Annotated in this window: 18 protein-coding genes; 13 read left to right on the top strand and 5 right to left on the bottom strand. The window is 74.1% G+C overall.

Annotated features, from left to right (window positions below):
• Positions 1-192: 192 nt before the first annotated feature.
• Positions 193-1,797, bottom strand: a complete 1,605-nt coding sequence (locus ACIQVZ_RS01100) for an MFS transporter (protein WP_350878120.1) — start codon at positions 1,795-1,797, stop codon at positions 193-195.
• Between the two features lie 213 nt (positions 1,798-2,010).
• Between ACIQVZ_RS01100 and ACIQVZ_RS01105 the strand changes: the two genes are divergently transcribed.
• The 7 genes from ACIQVZ_RS01105 to ACIQVZ_RS01135 all read left to right on the top strand — a co-directional run bounded on the left by ACIQVZ_RS01105 (position 2,011) and on the right by ACIQVZ_RS01135 (position 9,242).
• A complete protein-coding gene (locus tag ACIQVZ_RS01105) occupies positions 2,011-2,700 on the top strand; it encodes a TetR family transcriptional regulator (protein ID WP_402446092.1) in 690 nt (229 codons plus the stop codon).
• A gap of 138 nt (positions 2,701-2,838) precedes the next feature.
• Positions 2,839-4,143 carry a sensor histidine kinase gene (locus ACIQVZ_RS01110; RefSeq protein ID WP_402446095.1) on the top strand — a complete coding sequence of 435 codons (1,305 nt, stop codon included), beginning with the start codon at positions 2,839-2,841 and terminating at the stop codon, positions 4,141-4,143.
• Positions 4,140-4,814 (top strand): response regulator transcription factor, encoded by a 675-nt coding sequence (locus tag ACIQVZ_RS01115; RefSeq protein ID WP_063347446.1) that lies wholly within the window; start codon positions 4,140-4,142, stop codon positions 4,812-4,814. The genes ACIQVZ_RS01110 and ACIQVZ_RS01115 overlap by 4 nt, the downstream gene beginning before the upstream one ends.
• Positions 4,815-5,013: 199 nt before the next feature.
• Positions 5,014-6,147 (top strand): alpha/beta hydrolase, encoded by a 1,134-nt coding sequence (locus tag ACIQVZ_RS01120; RefSeq protein ID WP_402446099.1) that lies wholly within the window; start codon positions 5,014-5,016, stop codon positions 6,145-6,147.
• A gap of 32 nt (positions 6,148-6,179) precedes the next feature.
• The gene (locus tag ACIQVZ_RS01125; protein ID WP_350878123.1) at positions 6,180-7,409 is read left to right on the top strand and encodes an acyltransferase; all 1,230 of its coding nucleotides are present in this window, start codon (positions 6,180-6,182) and stop codon (positions 7,407-7,409) included.
• A 110-nt stretch (positions 7,410-7,519) separates the two neighbouring features.
• Positions 7,520-7,867, top strand: coding sequence for an MmcQ/YjbR family DNA-binding protein (locus ACIQVZ_RS01130; RefSeq protein ID WP_350878124.1), 348 nt, complete (start codon positions 7,520-7,522; stop codon positions 7,865-7,867).
• Between the two features lie 160 nt (positions 7,868-8,027).
• Entirely contained in the window at positions 8,028-9,242 is a 1,215-nt protein-coding gene (locus ACIQVZ_RS01135) for an alpha/beta hydrolase (RefSeq protein ID WP_402446103.1), read from the top strand.
• An 8-nt stretch (positions 9,243-9,250) separates the two neighbouring features.
• Here the strand turns inward: ACIQVZ_RS01135 and ACIQVZ_RS01140 are convergent, their stop codons facing one another.
• On the bottom strand, positions 9,251-10,234 hold the full coding sequence (locus ACIQVZ_RS01140) for a WYL domain-containing protein (RefSeq protein WP_350878126.1): 984 nt from the start codon (positions 10,232-10,234) through the stop codon (positions 9,251-9,253).
• Between the two features lie 101 nt (positions 10,235-10,335).
• On the opposite strand from ACIQVZ_RS01140, the gene ACIQVZ_RS01145 reads away from it, so the two are divergent.
• A complete protein-coding gene (locus tag ACIQVZ_RS01145; protein WP_402446107.1) occupies positions 10,336-10,914 on the top strand; it encodes a TIGR03086 family metal-binding protein in 579 nt (192 codons plus the stop codon).
• A gap of 52 nt (positions 10,915-10,966) precedes the next feature.
• Here ACIQVZ_RS01145 and ACIQVZ_RS01150 read toward each other — a convergent pair whose 3' ends face one another.
• Together ACIQVZ_RS01150 and ACIQVZ_RS01155 are read right to left on the bottom strand one after the other, a co-directional pair.
• Positions 10,967-11,980 carry an aldo/keto reductase gene (locus ACIQVZ_RS01150; protein ID WP_350878128.1) on the bottom strand — a complete coding sequence of 338 codons (1,014 nt, stop codon included), beginning with the start codon at positions 11,978-11,980 and terminating at the stop codon, positions 10,967-10,969.
• Positions 11,981-12,019: 39 nt separating this feature from the next.
• A complete protein-coding gene (locus ACIQVZ_RS01155) occupies positions 12,020-12,496 on the bottom strand; it encodes a MerR family transcriptional regulator (RefSeq protein WP_350878129.1) in 477 nt (158 codons plus the stop codon).
• Positions 12,497-12,617: 121 nt separating this feature from the next.
• Here ACIQVZ_RS01155 and ACIQVZ_RS01160 point away from each other — a divergent pair, with 121 nt between their 5' ends.
• On the top strand, positions 12,618-13,451 hold the full coding sequence (locus ACIQVZ_RS01160; protein WP_402446112.1) for a serine hydrolase domain-containing protein: 834 nt from the start codon (positions 12,618-12,620) through the stop codon (positions 13,449-13,451).
• A 10-nt stretch (positions 13,452-13,461) separates the two neighbouring features.
• Here ACIQVZ_RS01160 and ACIQVZ_RS01165 read toward each other — a convergent pair whose 3' ends face one another.
• Positions 13,462-14,238, bottom strand: a complete 777-nt coding sequence (locus ACIQVZ_RS01165) for a pirin family protein (RefSeq protein ID WP_350878131.1) — start codon at positions 14,236-14,238, stop codon at positions 13,462-13,464.
• A gap of 228 nt (positions 14,239-14,466) precedes the next feature.
• Here ACIQVZ_RS01165 and ACIQVZ_RS01170 point away from each other — a divergent pair, with 228 nt between their 5' ends.
• From ACIQVZ_RS01170 to ACIQVZ_RS01185, 4 genes are all read left to right on the top strand, one after another.
• Complete coding sequence (locus ACIQVZ_RS01170; protein WP_063347457.1) at positions 14,467-15,642, top strand: CdaR family transcriptional regulator; 1,176 nt, start codon at positions 14,467-14,469, stop codon at positions 15,640-15,642.
• Positions 15,643-15,732: 90 nt separating this feature from the next.
• Positions 15,733-16,683 carry an ACP S-malonyltransferase gene (locus tag ACIQVZ_RS01175; protein ID WP_402446116.1) on the top strand — a complete coding sequence of 317 codons (951 nt, stop codon included), beginning with the start codon at positions 15,733-15,735 and terminating at the stop codon, positions 16,681-16,683.
• Positions 16,680-17,711 (top strand): beta-ketoacyl-ACP synthase III, encoded by a 1,032-nt coding sequence (locus ACIQVZ_RS01180; RefSeq protein ID WP_350878134.1) that lies wholly within the window; start codon positions 16,680-16,682, stop codon positions 17,709-17,711. Before ACIQVZ_RS01175 ends, ACIQVZ_RS01180 begins: the two co-directional genes overlap by 4 nt.
• Before the next feature lie 82 nt (positions 17,712-17,793).
• Positions 17,794-18,042 carry an acyl carrier protein gene (locus ACIQVZ_RS01185; protein WP_063347460.1) on the top strand — a complete coding sequence of 83 codons (249 nt, stop codon included), beginning with the start codon at positions 17,794-17,796 and terminating at the stop codon, positions 18,040-18,042.
• Positions 18,043-18,101: the final 59 nt, after the last annotated feature.

Raw genomic sequence — 18,101 nt, forward strand, 5'->3', positions numbered from 1 at the left:
CACCCGCTAGACCCTGAAGGGCCGGGCCTCCGTACGGAGGTCCGGCCCTTCGGCGTATCCGGGCCCTGTCACCTGCCCGCGGCGGCGGATGACGGCACGCAGCGGCCCCGGACTCCGTCGAGTCCGGGGCCGCTGGTCGTCGCCCGTCGGTCGTCGGTCGCCGATCGCGCGGGGATCAGCCGTGGCGCGGGATCAGATGTGGACGGCCGGGCCCGCGTCGACGGTGCCCCGGCGGGTGAGCAGGCCGAGCACGGCGGCGCCGAAGGCCACCACGGCGGCGACCGCGAAGGCGAGCGACATGCCGCTGACGAAGGAGTCGTGCACGGCACCGGCCATCGCGTCCACCGCCTGCTGCGGGGTGCCGGCCGGGGCCGGCGGGGCGATGCCGAGCTGGGCGGCCTGCTTCAGGCCCTCGCCCGCCGCGCCCTCGACCGGCGGCAGTCCGGCCTTGGCCCAGTTGCCCGGCAGCACGTCGCCGACCTTGGCGGCCATCAGGGCGCCCAGCACGGCGGTGCCGAGGCTGCCGCCGACCTGCATCGCGGCCTGCTGGAGGCCGCCGGCCACACCGGACAGCTCCAGCGGGGCGTTGCCGACGATCACCTCGGTGGCGCCGACCATGACCGGGCTGATGCCGAGGCCCATCAGGACGAACCAGAGCGACATCACGCCGGTGCCGGAGCCCGCGTCCAGGGTGGACATGCCGAACATCGCGGCGGTGGTGATCAGCATGCCGGCCACGATCGGGATCCGCGGGCCGAGCTTGCCGATCGCGATGCCCGCCACCGGCGAACCGATGATCATCATGCCGGTCATCGGCAGCAGGTGGACGCCGGCCGACACCGGCGACATCCCGTGCACGTTCTGCAGGTAGAAGGTCACGAAGAAGATCGCGCCGAAGAACGCGAAGGCCATCAGCACCATCAGCAGGGTGCCCGCCGACAGCGGCACCGAACGGAACAGGCTGAGCGGGATCAGCGGCTCCTTCGCCCGGGCCTGCCAGAACGCGAAGAGCACCATCAGGACCACCGCGCCGCCCAGGAACAGCAGCGTGCGGGCGTCGCCCCAGCCCCACTCGGGGGCCTTGATGATGCCGAAGACCAGCGCGAACATCGCGACCGAGAGCAGCGCGATCCCGGGCAGGTCGAAGGACTTGGCGGCCTTCTCGGCCCGCACGTCCTTGAGTATCCACAGGCCGAGGCCGAGCGCGATCAGGCCGACCGGGATGTTGATGAAGAAGACCGACTCCCAGTTGACGTGCTCGACCAGCAGGCCGCCGACGATCGGGCCGGCCGCGGTGGAGGCGCCGATCACACCGCCCCAGATGCCGATCGCCATGTTGAGCTTCTCGGCCGGGAAGGCGCCGCGCAGCAGGCCGAGCGCGGCCGGCTGGAGCAGCGCGCCGAACAGGCCCTGGAGCACCCGGAAGGCGATCACGGTCTGAATGTTGCCGGCGAAGCCGATCGCGGCCGAGGTGGCGGCGAAGCCGACGGCGCCGACCAGGAAGGTGTTCTTGTGGCCGAAGCGGTCGCCGATCTTGCCGGCCGTGATCAGGAAGACGGCCAGGGCCAGCAGGTAGCCGCTGGTCACCCACTGGATCTCGGAGGGCGCGGCCTTCAGGTCCGCCTGGATGACGGGGTTGGCGATGGCGACGATCGTGCCGTCCAGGGCGACCATCATCACGCCGACCGCGACGGTCAGCAGGGTCAGCCAGGGGTGCCCCTTGAGCCCTCCCCCGCCCGGTGGCGTGCGCTGCGGCGGGACGTCCGCCTTGGCGTTCTTGACGACGGACTGGCTCATCTGGGGCCCTCCGGGGGCGTGGCAGAACGGAACGTGGGCGTGGCGCCGCGACCCACCCGTCCCCACGAGTGCCCGGTCGGCGAGCGCCACTTCCGGCAGATTATGTCAGCCACTGACATTCGGCAAACACTGACTTCTGACTCTGACTGACATTTGTCAGAGCGCTAAGGTTGTGCTCCTCACCCCGCCCGCACGCGCTCGGAAGGCCCCGCCATGGCCGCTCGCACCACCACCCCCACCGCCGCCCCGGGCACCCCCGAACGGCTGCCAGGGCTGCGCGAGCGCAAGAAGCAGCAGACCAGGGACGCCCTCGTCCAGGCCGCCCACGTGCTCTTCCTCGGCCAGGGCTTCGCCCGCACCACCGTCGACGAGATCGCCTCCGCCGTCGAGGTCTCCCAGCGCACCTTCTTCCGCTACTTCGCCAACAAGGACGAAGTCGCGCTCGCCGTGATGGCGGACGCCGAGGACTACTTCATCGAGTGCCTGTGCCGCCGCCCGGCCCACGAGTCCCCGCTCCAGGCCCTGCGCGCCGCGATCGTCCAGTCCTGGCGCGAACTCGGCGCCGAACACCGCAGCGGCCCCCGCTCGATCACCACCGCCCTCGAACTGATGCGGATGATCGAGGAGACCCCCACCCTGCTCGCCACCCACCTGCGCCGGGTCACCGAGCAGGAACGGGTGGTCGTCCGGGTGCTCGCCGAACGCGAGGGCCTCGACCCGGTCGAGGACCTGCGCCCCACCGTGCTCGCCGCCGTCTTCGGCAGCGTGCTGCGCGCCGCCCACCTGTCCTGGACCCCCGACCAGGAACCCGCCGGGCCCGAGGGCATGGTCGCCGTCATCGAGCGCCACTTCGACCAGCTCGGCCCGGCCCTGGCCGGCCACTGGCGCACCGGTCCGCGGTAGTACCGCGGGCATTACTCCCGGCCCCGGAACCGTGCCGGGAGCAGTAGTACCCGGGTAGCACCCCCTACTCCGGTAGCACTCCGATGTTCGACCCCAGTGCGACGACGGGCGGACAGCACCCTCCTAGGCTGGCCCGCGATGAAGACGATCACCACGACCGAAGTCCGCGCGCAGGCCCTCCGTCTGCTCCGCTCGCTCCGGCACCACCTCACCACCCCGACCGGCGGGTCCACCCCGCTGCTCGGGGACTCGCCCCGCGCCTGGCTGCGCCGGCTTCCGTACGTCGTCGCGCTGATCATGCAGGCCTCGCTGATCCCCACCGGGATCGCCGCCCTGGTCGACTTCTACGGCGTCGCCGTGCCCATCGCCGGCGCGCTCACCATCGCCCAGACCGCGCCCCTGCTGCTCGCCATCACCCGGCCGCTGGCCGCCTGGTGGATCAGCGCGGCCGCCCTCGTCACCACGGCCTCCATCACCGCCCGGCACCACCAGTTCGGCGGCACCTGGCCGTGGACGGCGCCGATGGTCCTGGCGTACGTCTTCCTGCTGATCGCGCTCGCGCTGCGGGAGAGCCGGGCCACCCTGATCGCGGTCTGGATCGCCACGATCCTGCTCACCCTCCTCACCACCACGCTCGGCTTCCCGCACGCCGACGACGGCACCACCATGCTGCTGGTCGCCCTCGGCGGCGCCGCCCTGCTGCTCGGCTGGGCCGTCCAGGACCGCACCGAGGCCCGCCGGCTGCTCGCCGAGCAGGAGCACATCAGCGAGGCCGAGCGCGAGCGGCGCACCCTGCTGGAGGAGCGCGCCCGGATCGCGAGGGAACTGCACGACGTGGTCGCCCACCACATGTCGGTGATCGCCGTGCAGGCGGCCAGCGCGCCGTACCGGATCACCGGCGTACCGGCCGCGGCCACCGAGGAGTTCACCGCCATCGCCGGCACCGCCCGCGAGTCGCTGACCGAGATGCGCCGGCTGCTGGGCGTGCTGCGCAGCGAGGAGTCCGCCGCCGAGAAGGTGCCGCAGCCCGGGATCGAGCAACTGCCGCAGCTGATCGAGACGGTGGGGCGGGCCGGGGTCCCGGCCGAACTGACGGTGGACCCGGGACTGGCCGAGGCGGTGCCGAAGGCGGTCGGCCTGTCCGCGTACCGGATCGTGCAGGAGGCGCTGGCCAACGTGGTGCGCCACGCGCCCGGTTCGCGGGCCCGGATATCCCTGGTCGACGAGGGCGCCACCCTGCTGCTGACCGTGGTGAACACGCCCCCGCCCCAGCACACCGAGTCGCTGGAGGCCTCCATGGAGGGCACCGGACAGGGACTGATCGGAATGCGGGAACGCGCCCGGCTGGTCGGTGGCAGGCTGGAGACCGGCCCGATGCCGGACGGCGGCTACAAGGTCGCCGCCGTCCTGCCCCTCGAAACCCCCCGGGAGAAGCCCGCATGACCATCCGCGTGATCATCGTCGACGACCAGGCCATGGTGCGGGCCGGCTTCGCCGCCCTGCTCAACGCCCAGAGCGACATCGACGTGGTGGGGGACGCGGCGGACGGCGCGCAGGCCCTGGAGGTGAGCGGCCGTACCCACCCGGACCTGGTGCTGATGGACGTCCGCATGCCCGTCATGGACGGCCTGGAGGCCGCCCGCCGACTGCTCGACCCCGCCGTCCCCGGCGCGCACCGGCCCAAGGTGATGATGCTGACCACCTTCGACGTGGACGACTACGTGTACGAGGCGCTGCGCGCCGGGGCCAGCGGCTTCCTGCTCAAGGACGCCCCGCCGGCCGACCTGATCTCCGCGGTCCGGGTGGTCTCGGCCGGCGAGGCGCTGCTCGCCCCCTCGGTGACCCGCCGGCTGATCGAGGACTTCGCCCGCAACCGGCCGGCCCGGCGGCGGGACCCCAAACTGCGGCTCAACGGCCTCACCCCGCGTGAGACCGAGGTGCTGGAGCTGATCGCCCGCGGCCTGTCGAACCAGGAGATAGCCGGCCGGCTGGTCCTGGCCGAGCAGACCGTCAAGACCCACATCGGGCGCATCCTCGCCAAGCTCGACCTGCGCGACCGCGCCCAGGCCGTCGTCCTCGCCTACGAGTCCGGCCTCGTGACGCCCGGCCAGTAGAACCCGTTCGGGCCGGTGGTCCCGGCCGCCCCCGCCCGGGCGCCCCCGCCCGGGCGGCACCCCCTGTGGTATCCGAGCGATACCCCGAGTAGTACCCCGGTAGCACCCGGGAGTTGGCCCCGCGGTGTGACGTCCGCGGGGCCGTCGCATTTCTACCTTCCTTTCCGTCGGAGTCGAACGGACGAGGGAGGGGCCGGACATGGGGAAGTTTCGGGTCAAGAGAGCCATCGCGGCCAGTACGGCGATGCTGGCCGCGGTGCTCGGTCTCGGCGGCTTCTCCACGGACGCCCAACAGGCCGTCACCGGCCCGCCGCCGGGCAGCGCCGCCTGGGTGGCCGACACCGCGCTCGGCGTCCACCCGCCCGACCCGACCACCGCCACCCCGGCCGAAGTCGCCTCGTTCTTCGCCGAGTTGACGCCCGCCCAGCAGGACGCGCTGGCCGTCCGGCACCCGCTGGTGGTCGGCAACCTGGACGGCGCCCCGATCCGACTCCGGTACCGGGCCAACACGCTGGCCCTCACCGCGGAGCTCGGCCGCGAACTCGCCCGGACCACCGACCCGGCGCTCACCCCGCAGGACCACGAGCAGGCCCGCACCCGCGCCGAGCGCTACCGCGCCCTGCTGGGCGGCGACCGCCGGATCCTCGTCTTCGACCCGCGCGGCCGCGGCGAGGTCGCCGAGGTCTTCGGCGACCTCGCCACCGCCCCCCGCACCGCCGTCGTCGTCCCCGGCTCGGACAACGACCTGCAGAACTTCGACCGCTCCCCCGGCTCCTACGGCACCCCCGCCGGCATGGCCCGCTCGCTCTACCAGGCCACCGACCGGCAGACCGCCGTGATCGCCTGGACCGGCTACACCACCCCGGTCGGGATCGGCCTGGGCGCCGCCACCGAGGACCTGGCCCGGGCCGGGGCCGCACGGCTCACCCGGCTGCTCGACGGACTCGCCGTCAGCACCCGCCCGCAGGCCCCGGCCACGGTGTTCTGCCACAGCTACGGCTCGGTGGTCTGCGGGCTGGCCCGCCCCGGACCCGACCAGGCCTCCGGCGTGGTCGTCCTCGGCTCGCCCGGGATGGGCGTCGGCTCGGCCGCCGCCCTCGACCCGCGCGTCCCGCTCTGGGCCACCGCCCGCAACGACTCCGACTGGATCGGCCGGGTCCCCTACGTCTCGGTGCTCGGCCTCGGCCACGGCGCCGACCCCACCGCCCCCGGCTTCGGCGCCCGCCCACTGCCCGCCACCGGATCCGAGGGCCACGCCGGCTACTTCGCCCCCGGCACCGCCTCGCTCACCGCCTTCGCCGCCATCGCCCTCGGCCTCGGCCTCGACCGCTGACCGCTGACCGCCTCACCGAAAGGAGCACCGCCATGGCCCACCCGCTGACCGCCCTGCGCCGCGCCGCCCACCAGGTCGACGCCCGCACCCCCGAGACCCGCGACCGCGCCCTGGACGGGCTGCGCGCCCTCGCCCTGCTCGCCGTGCCGGTCGGGCACTGGCTGCTCGGCGGCTTCACGCTCTCCGCCGACGGCGCCCTGCACAACGCGAGCCCGCTCTCCTCACTCGGCGGCCTCGCCCCGATCAGCTGGGTGCTCCAGATGCTCGGGGTGTTCTTCCTGGTCGGCGGCCACTCCTCGGTCCAGTCGCTGGAGCGGGCCCGGGCCAAGGGCGTGACGTACCTGGGCTGGCTGCGCGGCCGGTCGGTGCGGCTGCTGCGCCCGGTGCTGGGGGTGACGGCCGTCTGGGCACTGCTGATCGCGCTGCTGCCCGCGCTCGGCGTCCCCGGGGACACCGTGCGGACCGGCGCGACGCTGGTGGTGCAGCCGCTCTGGTACATCGCGGTCTACCTGGGGCTGACCGCGCTCACCCCGCTGTGCGTGGCGGCCGGGCGCCGGCTGGGCGGCTGGTCGGCCGGCGTCCTGGTGGCCGCCGTCGCCGCCGTCGACCTGCTGCGGTACGGGCCGTGGGCGGAGGCGGTGCCGTCCTGGGTCGGACTGCTGAACATCCTGCCGGGCTGGCTGTTCGGCTACCAGCTGGGCGTGCTGTGGGCGCAGGGCCGGCTCGGCCGCCCGGTGGCCCGGGTGCTGCTGGTCGGCGGCGGCGCGCTGTTCGCCACGCTGCTGCTGGCGTTCCACTACCCGGCCAGCATGGTCGGGGTGCCCGGGATGGAGCGGACCAACTCGCACCCGCCGTCCCTGCTGGTGCTGGCCCTGGCGGCGACGCAGTGCGGCGCCGCGGTGCTGCTGCGGGAGCGGCTGGGCCGGCTGCTGACCCGCCGTCCGCTGCTGTGGCTGCCGGTGGTGGTGGTCAACCTCTCGGCGATGACGATCTTCTGCTGGCACCAGAGCGCGATGCTCGCGGTGGCGGTGCCCGGCGCAGCCGGCCTGGGTGCCGTACCGGGGCTGACCACCGCGCCGGACTCGATCGGCTGGGTGGCCGCCCGGGTGGCACTGCTTCCGCTGTTCGCGGCCGTGCTGGTGGCGATCGGGTGGTTCACCCGGCGGTTCGACGGGCCGTGGACGGCCTTCTCCCGGGCCGGGAAGGCGCTGGCCGCGGCGGGCGCGGCACTGTTCGCCGCGTACGCGCTGGGCATGGTGTGACCTGCGCCGGAGAGTGAGGCACGGGAGGGGCGCGGACCGATCGGTCCGCGCCCCTCCGAGCCCCCTGCCCGGGCCCGCGCGCTGTCGGCCCCCTGCCCTACGCTGCGGGCATGGTGACGTTCGAGGAGTTCCGCGCGATGGCGCTCGCCCTGCCGGAGGCCGCACAGGAGCCGACCTGGGACATCGAGACCCTGCGGATCCGCGGCCGGATCTTCGCGATGGGCGCGCCCGGGGGTCGGTCCGTCACCGTCAAGGCCTCCCCGGCGGACCAGGCCGAACTGCTCGCCGCCGAGCCCGAGGTGTTCTCCAGCGCGCCGTACGTCGGGCGGCACGGCTGGGTGAGCGTCCGGCTGGACCTGGTCGATCCGGAGGAACTGCGCGACCTCGTCATCGAGGCCTGGCGGCGCACGGCGCCCAAGCGGATGGTGCGCGAATTCGACGTGCGGGCCACCCTGTGACGCTGAAACGACACCGCCGGTTCATGTGAGCCATCCCACAGTTTGGGCGGGCGCGTCGCCTCTCCGGGCGCCCTACGCTTGCGCAGGGAAGCAGGCAGTCTTGTCGCACCCTCCGGGCACCGCCCGAGAAACGGTGACGGGCCCTAAGGGAGTTGGTGCGGTGCGCAACCGTCGGCGCTGGAAGCGGGTACTGATCGGGGCGTTCGCGGGCTGTGCCGTGCTCGCCGACGCCGGCGCCGCGGCGGCCCAGGCGGCCGCCTCCACCGAGCAGCTGGCGATCTCCACACCCCCGGCCGGCAGCGCCGCCTGGGTCCAGGACCACAGCTTCGACCGCACCCTGCCCGACCCGGCCACCACCACCCCGGCCGCCGCCGCCGCGTTCTTCGCCTCGCTCGCCCCCACCGAGCTGGACCGGCTGATCCGGGACTACCCGCTGGTCGTCGGCAACTTCGACGGCGCCCCGCTGGACCTGCGCTACCGCGCCAACAAGATCGCGCTGGCCGCCGAACGCGACAGCGCCCGGGCCCGCGCCGCCGACCACAAGCTCGACGCCGACACCCGCGAACTGGCCGTCTCCCGCGCCAACGACGTCGAGCACCTGCTCGGCCCCGACCGGCAGATCCTCGCCTTCGACCCGCGCGGCCGCGGCCTGATCACCGAGGTGTGGGGCGACCTCGCCGACGCCGAGCGGATCTCCGTCGTCGTCCCCGGCTCGGACGCCGACCTCGGCCACTTCGACCAGGCCGCCGAACCGCTGCGCTCCCCGGCCGGCATGGCCCGCGCCCTGCACGCCGAGGAGCAGCGGCAGTCGCCCAACACCCGCACCGCGGTGATCGCCTGGACCGGCTACGTCACCCCGTCCGGCCTCGGCCCGGACGCCGTCACCTCCCGGCTCGCCGACGTCGGCGCGCCCCGGCTGCAGCGGCTGCTCGCCGGACTCAAGGAGACCACCCGGCCGGACGCGCCCCCGGCCCTGCTCTGCCACTCGTACGGCTCCGTGGTCTGCGGCAACGCCGCCCCCGAGATCCCGCGCGCGGCCGCCTCCCCCTCCGACACCTCCGGGATCACCGACCTGATGGTGTTCGGCAGCCCCGGCATGGGCGTGCAGAGCACCAGCGAGCTGGGCACCGGCGTGCACGTCTGGGCCACCCGCAACCCCACCGACTGGATCGGCAACGTCCCGTACCTGGAGGTCGGCGGCCTCGGCCACGGCGCCGACCCGACGGCCGGCGGCTTCGGCGCCGAGCAGATCTCCTCGGCCCGCGCGGCCGGCCACAACGGCTACTTCACCGAGGGCACCGACAGCCTGCGCAACTTCGCGGCGATCTCGCTCGGCCACTACCAGGACGTCGTCCGGCCCGCCCCGAGCTCCTAGCGCCCGACCTACTCCTGGTACAGCCGCAACGCGTCCGCCGCCGCCCGGGCCAGCTCGCGGCGGGCCGCGGGCGGGGCCAGCACCTCGGCGTCCGCGCCGAAGGCGAGCAGCGCGCGGACGGCCGCCGGCGCCGGGAAGACCATCGCCACCTCGACCCACTCCTCGGCCGGCCCGGCGCCCGCCTCCGGCGGCGGCGCGGTGACCCGGCCGCCGTGGATGCGGACGAACATGTCCAGCCGCCCGCGCCGCACCCGCACTCGGACCGGCAGTTCCTTCGGCAGCCGCTCCACCTGCTCGCGCAGCACCGCCCAGGCGTCCCCGAGCCCCACTCCGGCGCGGCGGCGCACCCCCTCGTCGGTGGTCTCGGCGGCCAGCACCCGGTCGGCCCGGAACAGCCGGGGCTCGCCGTGCAGGTCGGCCACCAGGTACCAGACCCCGGCCTTGCTCACCAGCCCGTACGGGTCCACGGTGTACTCCACCGGCGCGGGCGTGCCGCTGTGCCGGTAGCGCAGCCGCAGCCGCCGGTCGGCGAACACCGCGTACTGCAGCTCGCCCAGTTCGGGGCCGGTCGAGGCGCCTGCCGCCGGGCCGCTCTGCAGCCAGCGGGCCGGGTCGACCAGGATCCGCTCGGTGATGCGCTCGGCGGCCGGGCGGTGCGGGGCCGGCAGCGCGGCCATCACCTTGCGCAGCGCCGAGCCGAGCGCGCCGTCCAGTCCGAGGTCGCTGTGCGCGCCCTGGGCGGAGAGCACGAACAGCGCCCGGGCCTCGTCCGCGGTCAGTCCGGTGACGTCGGTGCGGTAGCCGGGCAGCAGGCTGATGCCGCCGTGCCGGCCGCGTTCGGTGAACACCGGCACGCCGGCGGCGGAGAGCGACTCCACGTCGCGGTAGATGGTGCGGACGGACACCTCCAGGCGCCCGGCCAGTTCGGTGGCGGGCACCCGGCCGCGGGTCTGGAGCAGGAGCAGGATGGAGAGCAGGCGGTCGGCCTTCATGGCAGCAGAATCCCAGCAATCCTGACGGCGGTTGTCAGGTTTTACTGGGAGATTGCCGTCCGAGCCCGAAAGCCCGCACCACCCCAGGGAGCTGATTCCACGTGAACTCCGTCCAGGACGCCCGCCCGCAGTACCTGCTCGCCCTCGGCCAGCTGGAGAAGCTGTTCGCCGAGATCACCCCGGACGCCCTCGACCGGCCCACCCCGTGCAGCGCGTTCACCCTGCGGGAGCTGCTGAGCCACGTGGTCGGCGGCATCCACCGGTTCGCCTACCTGGGCGAGGGCGGCCGGGCCGAGGACGTCGTCGCCGCCACCGGGGACCTGGCGGACGACGCCTGGCCGGGCGCGCTGGACCGGGCCCGCGCCCGGGCCGCCGCGGCCTGGGCGGACGGCGCCGCGCTGGACCGCCCGACCCACGCACCCTGGGGCGTGGTGCCCGGTCGGGCCGCGGTCGGCGGCTACCTGATGGAGACGGTCGCGCACACCTGGGACATCGCCCGGGCGCTCGGCTCCCGGCAGCCGCTGGACGACGCCTTGGCGCATGCCGCGCTGGCCGTCGCCCAGGCCGTCCTGTCGGCCGAGCACCGCGGCGGGCCGGTCCCGTTCGGCGAGGTGCGCCCGGTCGCCCCGGACGCCGACGTGCACACCCGGCTGGCCGCCTGGCTGGGCCGGGAGGTCTGAGCAGGCACCCGGGGCGGGGGGAGCGGCCCGGGCGGCCGCTCCCCCGACGCCGCTACTCCCGGCCGACCTGGGTGAGGCGCATGTCCGGGTAGCGGTCCCCGGCGACCTCGCCCGCCACCGGCTCCAGCAGGGCCAGTTCCTCGGCGGTGAGCCGCAGCGTGGCGGCCGCGGTGTTCTCGGCGAGCCGGCTGCGCTTGCGGGTGCCGGGGATCGGCACGACGGTGAGCCCGTGCACCTCGGCCCGCTGGTGCACCCAGGCCAGCGCGACCTGCGCGAGGGTCACCCCGCGGGCCGTCGCGATCTCCCGCAGCGGCGCCAGCAGTTCGACGTTGGCCGCCGCGTTGGCGCCGGTGAAGCGCGGCTGGGTGCGCCGGACGTCGTCCGCCGCGAGCTGCTCGGCGGCCTGGAACGCGCCGGTCAGGAAGCCCCGGCCGAGCGGCGAGTACGGCACGAAGGCGACGCCCAGTTCGGCCGCGGCCGGCACCGCCGTGCGCTCGACGTCCCGGGCGAACACCGACCACTCGGACTGCAGCGCGGCGATCGGGTGGATCGCGTGCGCCTCCCGCAGTTCGGCGCCCGTCACCTCGGACAGGCCCAGCCGGCGCACCTTGCCGGCCCGGACCAGCTCGGCCATGGTGCCGACCGAGTCGGCCAGCGGCACGGCCGGGTCGCGGCGGTGCATGTAGTAGAGGTCGATCTCGTCCACGCCGAGGCGGCGCAGCGAGGCGTCCACGGCGGCCCGGATGTACGCCGGGTCGTTGCGGATGCTGCGGCGGCCCGGGTCGTCCTCCGTGCGCTCCAGGGCGAACTTGGTGGCGAGCACCACCCGGTCGCGGTTGGCGCGGACGAAGGGGCCGATCAGCTCCTCGTTGCGGCCGAAGCCGTAGGCGTCGGCGGTGTCGAACAGGGTGACGCCGGCTTCCAGGGCGGCGTCCAGGGTGGCGAGCGCCTCGGGCCGGTCGGTCGGGCCGTAGAAGTCGCTCATGCCCATGCAGCCGAGGCCCTGGATGCCCACGAACGGGCCGTCGGTGCCGAGTCGGGCGGTGGGGAGGACGGGTGCGGTCATCGCTCTGCTTCTTCCTCTACGTGCGGCGTGCTGACGGGACTACTCGTGGCGGCGGACGGCCGGTTCGTCGGACGCGGCGATCCGGCCGGAGTACAGGTCGATCTTGTGGTCGAGGACGGCGAGGGTGGCCTGGAGGTCGGCGACCCGCTGGCGGACCTCCTCGCGCTGGTCGACCAGCAGTTGGCGCCGCGCCTCGTAGGTCCGCTCACCCTCGCGGGCCAGCTCCACGTAGCGGAGCATGTCGGCGATCGGCATGCCGGTCAGCCGCAGCCGGCCCAGGAAGGCCAGCCGGTGCAGGTCGGCGTCGCAGTAGCGGCGCTGGCCGCTGGCGGAGCGGTCGACCGGGTCGAGCAGGCCGATCCGCTCGTACCAGCGCAGGGTGTGCGCGGTGAGCCCGCTGGCCACGGCGACCTCGCTGATGGTGTGCCGCGGGGTCCGGTCCGGATCTCCGACCGGGAGCTGGTACACGTCGGCGCAGGTCCGCAGGTCGAGCTGGACGGGTGCGAGCGTGGCCATGATCGGTACCCCCTGTGGTGAGCAGTGACGACGACGCTATCGAGTTGGAGTGCACTCCAAGCAAGCCTCGCACCCGGGTGCTCCCGCCACCCCTTTTCGGGCCTTCGTTAGAGTCGGGCGCATGGAGAGCTTGCGGATGATCGAGAACTGGCCGGTGCCCCACGCCGCGGCGGCGGTGGTCCGGGGGGCGGACGGCGCGGTGCTGGGCACGTACGGGCCGCAGCAGCACCTGTTCCCGCTGGCGTCGGTGACCAAGCTGCTCACCTCGTACGCGGTGCTGGTCGCGGTCGAGGAGGGCGTCTTCGAGCTGGACGACCCGGCCGGGCCGGCCGGCTCGACCGTCCGCCACCTCCTCGCGCACACCTCCGGCCTGGGCTTCGACGAGGACCGGGTGTTCGCCGAGCCCGGCAACCGCCGGCTGTACTCCAACGCGGGCTTCGACGCGCTGGCGCGGGCGCTGTCCGACGCCGCCGGGATCGAGTTCTCCCGGTACGCCGCCGAGGCGGTGTTCGAGCCACTGGGCATGCACGACACCCTGCTGAACACCGCGCACAGGTCCCCGGCCGGCGCCGGCGGCCTGTCCACCGTCGCGGACCTGGTCCGGTTCGCCGCCGAGCTCCAGTCCCCGAAGCTGCTGGACCCGTCCACCGTCCGGCAGGCCACCCGCGAGGTCGCCTTCCCCGGCACCAGCGGCGTGCTGCCCGGCTACGGCCACCGCCGGCCGAACGACTGGGGTCTCGGCTTCGAGATCCGCGACGGCAAGGCCCCGCACTGGACGGGCACCGCCAACTCGCCCGCCACCTTCGGCCACTTCGGCCAGTCCGGCACCTTCCTGTGGGTCGACCCGGAGGCCGGCGTGGCCTGCGTCGCGCTCACCGACCGGGACTTCGGCCCGTGGGCCGTCGAGGCCTGGCCGGCCTGCTCGGACGCGATCCTGTCCGAACTCGACAGCTGAAAGCGAGGACCTACCCGTACGAGACCGGCGAGTGCATCTCCCAGAGCAGGAGTTCGGCGCCGGTCTCGCCGGCCGTCGGGTCGGCGAAGGCGTCGCCGGTGATCCGCACGCTGTCGCCCGGGGCCATCGAGCGGCCGCCGCCCTTGGGCCCCGGGATCGTCCGGTAGCCGAGCGAGCCGGTGGTCAGGTGCGCGTACCGCCAAGCGGCCTCGGGCAGTACGGGCAGCGGCTGCCACGGCCCCGCCGTCACCAGCCACAGCGCGGCGTCGCTACGGCGCAGCCGCAGGGCGTCCGTCCCGGCGTCGCGCTCCAGCCCGGAGGCGAGCAGCGTCAACCCGCCGTCGGCCGGTTCCACCTTGCGCAGCCCGTACGCCGGGGGCGCGTCGAACACGTCCGGCTGGAGCCACATCTGGACGAAGCGGACCGGGCCGGCGGCCCCGCCGACGTTGCGCTCGGTGTGGGTGACGCCGGAGCCCGCGCCGAGGTGCTGGACCATCCCCGGGCGGACCACCCCGCCGTGCCCCTGGGAGTCCCGGTGCGCCAGCGCGCCCTCCAGCACCCAGGTGAGGATCTCGGTGTCCCGGTGCTTGTGCTCCTCGTACCCGGCGCCGGGGGCGAGGAGTTCCTCGTTGCACGCGAGCAGCGCGCCGAAGTGCGTGTTCTTCGGGTCGTAGTGGCCGGAGAAGGAGAACGCGTGTCGGGTCTCGACGCCCTCGGCCGGGGTGGAGAGGTAGCGCTCGGCGGTGCGGCGCAGGTCGGCGCGGGGGCGGGCGGCGTCGTCTGTCACGGGCCCCACGGTAGTGGGTGTGACCGGCACCACCGTGCCGCTGCACCGGGGGGTGTGCACGAGCAGTCACTCGCGTGAGGCAGTCTTGTCCTTGTGCCAGCCGCTTCCGCGAACTCCAAGAGCGAACCCAGTCCCACGGCCGAGCCGACCGGGAAGAGCCCGGCCCCCAGGGCCGGCCGCGACCGCCCCGGCCGGGCGGCGCCCCGCCTGACCGCGCAGGAGCGCAGAATGGCCGCCGAGCGGGCCGAGCGCCGGGCCGCGACACTCAAGCGGCTGGAGAAGTCCTCGGGCAAGCTGGCCACCGCCGCGATCTCCCGGATGGACGACCAGCTCGGCTGGTACCGGCGGATGCCGCCGGAGCACCGCTCCTGGATCGGCCTGGTCGCCCAGGCCGGCATCGCCGCCTTCACCGAGTGGTACCGCCACCCGGACGCCGCCCAGGCGATCTCCACGGACGTCTTCGGCACCGCCCCGCGCGAGCTGACCAGGGCGATCACCCTGCGCCAGACCGTCGAGCTGATCCGCACCACGATCGAGGTGATGGAGGAGGCCATCGAGGAGGTGGCCGCCCCCGGCGACGAGGCGGACATGCGCGAGTCGGTGCTGGTCTACGCCCGGGAGATCGCCTTCGCGACCGCCCAGGTGTACGCCCAGGCGGCCGAGGCGCGCGGCGCCTGGGACGCCCGGCTGGAGGCGCTGGTGGTCAACTCGCTGCTGTCCGGCGACGCGGACGAGGGCGTGCTGTCGCGGGCCGCGGCGCTCGGCTGGGGCCAGCCCAGCCAGGTCCGGGTGGTGATGGGCAGCGCGCCGGACGGCGACAGCGAGCTGGTGGTCGAGGCGATCCGCCGGGCCGCCCGGTACGCCAAGCTGCACGTGCTGACCGGGGTGCTGGGCAAGCGCCTGGTGGTCGTGGTCGGCGGCGACAAGGAGCCGGTGCACGCGGCCCGGGCGCTGATCGGCCAGTTCGCGCCGGGCCCGGTGGTGGTCGGCCCGACCGTGCCGGACCTGCTCTCGGCGACCCGCTCGGCGCACGCCGCCGCGGCCGGCCTGCGCGCCTGCGCCGCCTGGCCGGACGCACCCCGCCCGGTGCTGGCCGACGACCTGCTGCCCGAGCGCGCGCTCGCCGGCGACCAGGCCGCCCGCCGCCAGCTGGTGGAGGAGATCTACACACCGCTGGACGAAGCCGGCTCGGCGCTGCTGGAGACGCTGAGCGTCTACCTGGAGCAGGCCTCCTCGCTGGAGGGCGCCGCCCGGATGCTCTTCGTCCACCCCAACACGGTGCGCTACCGGCTACGACGTGTGACCGACGTCACGGGGTACGCCCCGTCCGACGTGCGTTCGGCGTTCACGCTGCGGATCGCACTCGCCCTCGGCCGACTCACCGCGGCCGGGGAGCCGAGCTGAACCGCCTGTAGGGACCTTACAATCCCGGATGGTTTTCTTCGTTACCGTCGCCTACCCGCCCCTGGGCGCCTGGCGAGAGAGGGTTGAACCGTGCTCGTAATCGTCGCCCCTGGACAGGGTGCCCAGTCCCCCGGTTTCCTCAGCCCCTGGCTGGAGCTGGACGGTGTCGCCGACCGCCTCCACGGCTGGTCGGAGGTCGCCGGGCTCGACCTGGTGCACGCCGGGACCGAGGCCTCCGCAGAGGAGATCAAGGACACCGCCGTCGCCCAGCCGCTGCTGGTCGCGGCCGGTCTGATGACCGCCCGCGAGCTGTTCCCGGACGAGGACGTCGCCCGCAAGCTGGTCGGCGCCGTGGCCGGCCACAGCGTCGGCGAGATCACCGCCGCCGCCAGCGCCGGGGTGCTCAGCGCGCACGACGCGCTGACCTTCGTCCGCGAGCGCGGCCGGGCGATGGCCGCGGCCGCCGCCGTCACCGAGACCGGCATGATCGCCGTGCTCGGCGGCGACCCGGAGGTCGTCGCGGCGAAGCTGGCCGAGCACGGCCTGACCGCGGCCAACAACAACGGCGGCGGCCAGATCGTCGCCGCCGGCACGCTGGCCCAGCTGGAGACGCTGAAGGCGGACCCGCCGGCCGGTGCCAAGCTGGTCGCCCTGAAGGTGGCCGGCGCCTTCCACACCGAGCACATGGCGCCGGGTGTCGAGCGGCTGGCCGCGCTGGCCCCGACGCTGACCGTGGCCGACCCGCAGGTCCGCTACGTCTCCAACAAGGACGGCGAGGTCGTGGCCTCCGGCGCCGAGGTGCTCACCCGCCTGGTGTCGCAGGTCTCCAACCCGGTCCGCTGGGACCTCTGCATGGAGACCCTCGGGCAGCTGGGTGCGACCGCCGTCATCGAGCTGTCCCCCGCGGGCACCCTCACCGGACTGGTCAAGCGCAACCTCAAGGGTGTGGCGACGCTTGCCCTCAAGACCCCCGCCGACCTGGACAAGGCCCGCGCGCTCGTCGCGGAGCACGGCGGTCAGGATCAGGAGACCCAGGCATGACGAAGCCGCAGATCCGCCCGTCCGAGGGCGCGCAGTACGCGCGCATCCTCGGCGTGGGCGGCTACCGCCCGGTCCGGGTGATCCCCAACGCCGAGGTGCTGGAGTGGATCGACTCCTCGGACGAGTGGATCCGCACCCGCAGCGGGATCGCCGAGCGCCGCTGGGCCGGCCCGGAGGAGAGCGTCGCCGAGATGTCGGTGCAGGCCTCCGGCAAGGCCATCGCCCAGGCCGGGATCACCCCGGACCAGATCGGCGGCGTGATCGTCGCGACCGTCTCGCACCTCAAGCAGACCCCGGCGATCGCCACCGAGATCGCCGAGCGGCTCGGCTGCGGCACCGCCCCGGCCTTCGACATCTCGGCCGCCTGCGCGGGCTTCGGCTACGGCCTGGGCCTGGCCGACGGCATGATCCGCGGCGGCAGCGCCGAGTACGTGCTGGTGATCGGCGTCGAGCGGCTGAGCGACCTGACCGACCAGTCGGACCGCTCGACCGCGTTCATCTTCGGCGACGGCGCCGGCGCCGCGATCGTCGGCCCGTCCGACACGCCCGGTATCGGCAAGCTGATCTGGGGCTCGGACGGTTCGCAGTCCGACGTCATCTCGCAGACCCAGGCCTGGGACACCGCCTTCGCCAAGCCCGACGCCGTCAACGGCGTGGGCGAGGAGGCCAAGTGGCCGGCCCTGCGGATGGACGGCCAGCCGGTCTTCCGCTGGGCGGTGTGGGAGATGGCCAAGGTGGCCCAGCAGGCGCTGGACGCCGCCGGGGTCACCGCCGACCAGCTCGGCGCGTTCATCCCGCACCAGGCCAACATGCGCATCACCGACGCCATGATCAAGGCGCTCAAGCTGCCCGACTCGGTGCCGGTCGCCCGCGACATCGCCGAGACCGGCAACACCTCGGCGGCCTCCATCCCGCTGGCGATGGAGCGCATGCTGGAGAGCGGCGAGGCCCGCAGCGGCGACCTCGCACTGATCATCGGGTTCGGGGCGGGTCTCGTGTACGCCGCGGCAGTCGTTACGCTCCCCTAGGCGCGTTTCGCCCCACTCATTCCGCAAAGCCTGCGTCCGGCCGCCGGTCGGACGCGTTCAACACCGAAGAGGAGCAGCCAGTATGGCTACCAAGGACGAGGTTCTGGAAGGTCTCGCCGAGATCGTCAACGAGATCGCCGGTATCCCGACCGAGGACGTCGAGCTCGAGAAGTCCTTCACGGACGACCTGGACGTCGACTCGCTGTCCATGGTCGAGGTCGTCGTGGCCGCCGAGGAGCGCTTCGACGTCAAGATCCCGGACGACGAGGTCAAGAACCTGAAGACCGTCGGCGACGCGGTGAACTACATCCTCACCAACGCCGCCGCCTGAGCGATCGACCCGTTCGATCCCTCCAGCACGTCCGGCGTTCTCGACGCCTCGGACGGCTG

Origin of the sequence: Kitasatospora sp. NPDC098663 (assembly GCF_044760075.1) — a bacterium.
GTDB lineage: Bacteria > Actinomycetota > Actinomycetes > Streptomycetales > Streptomycetaceae > Kitasatospora.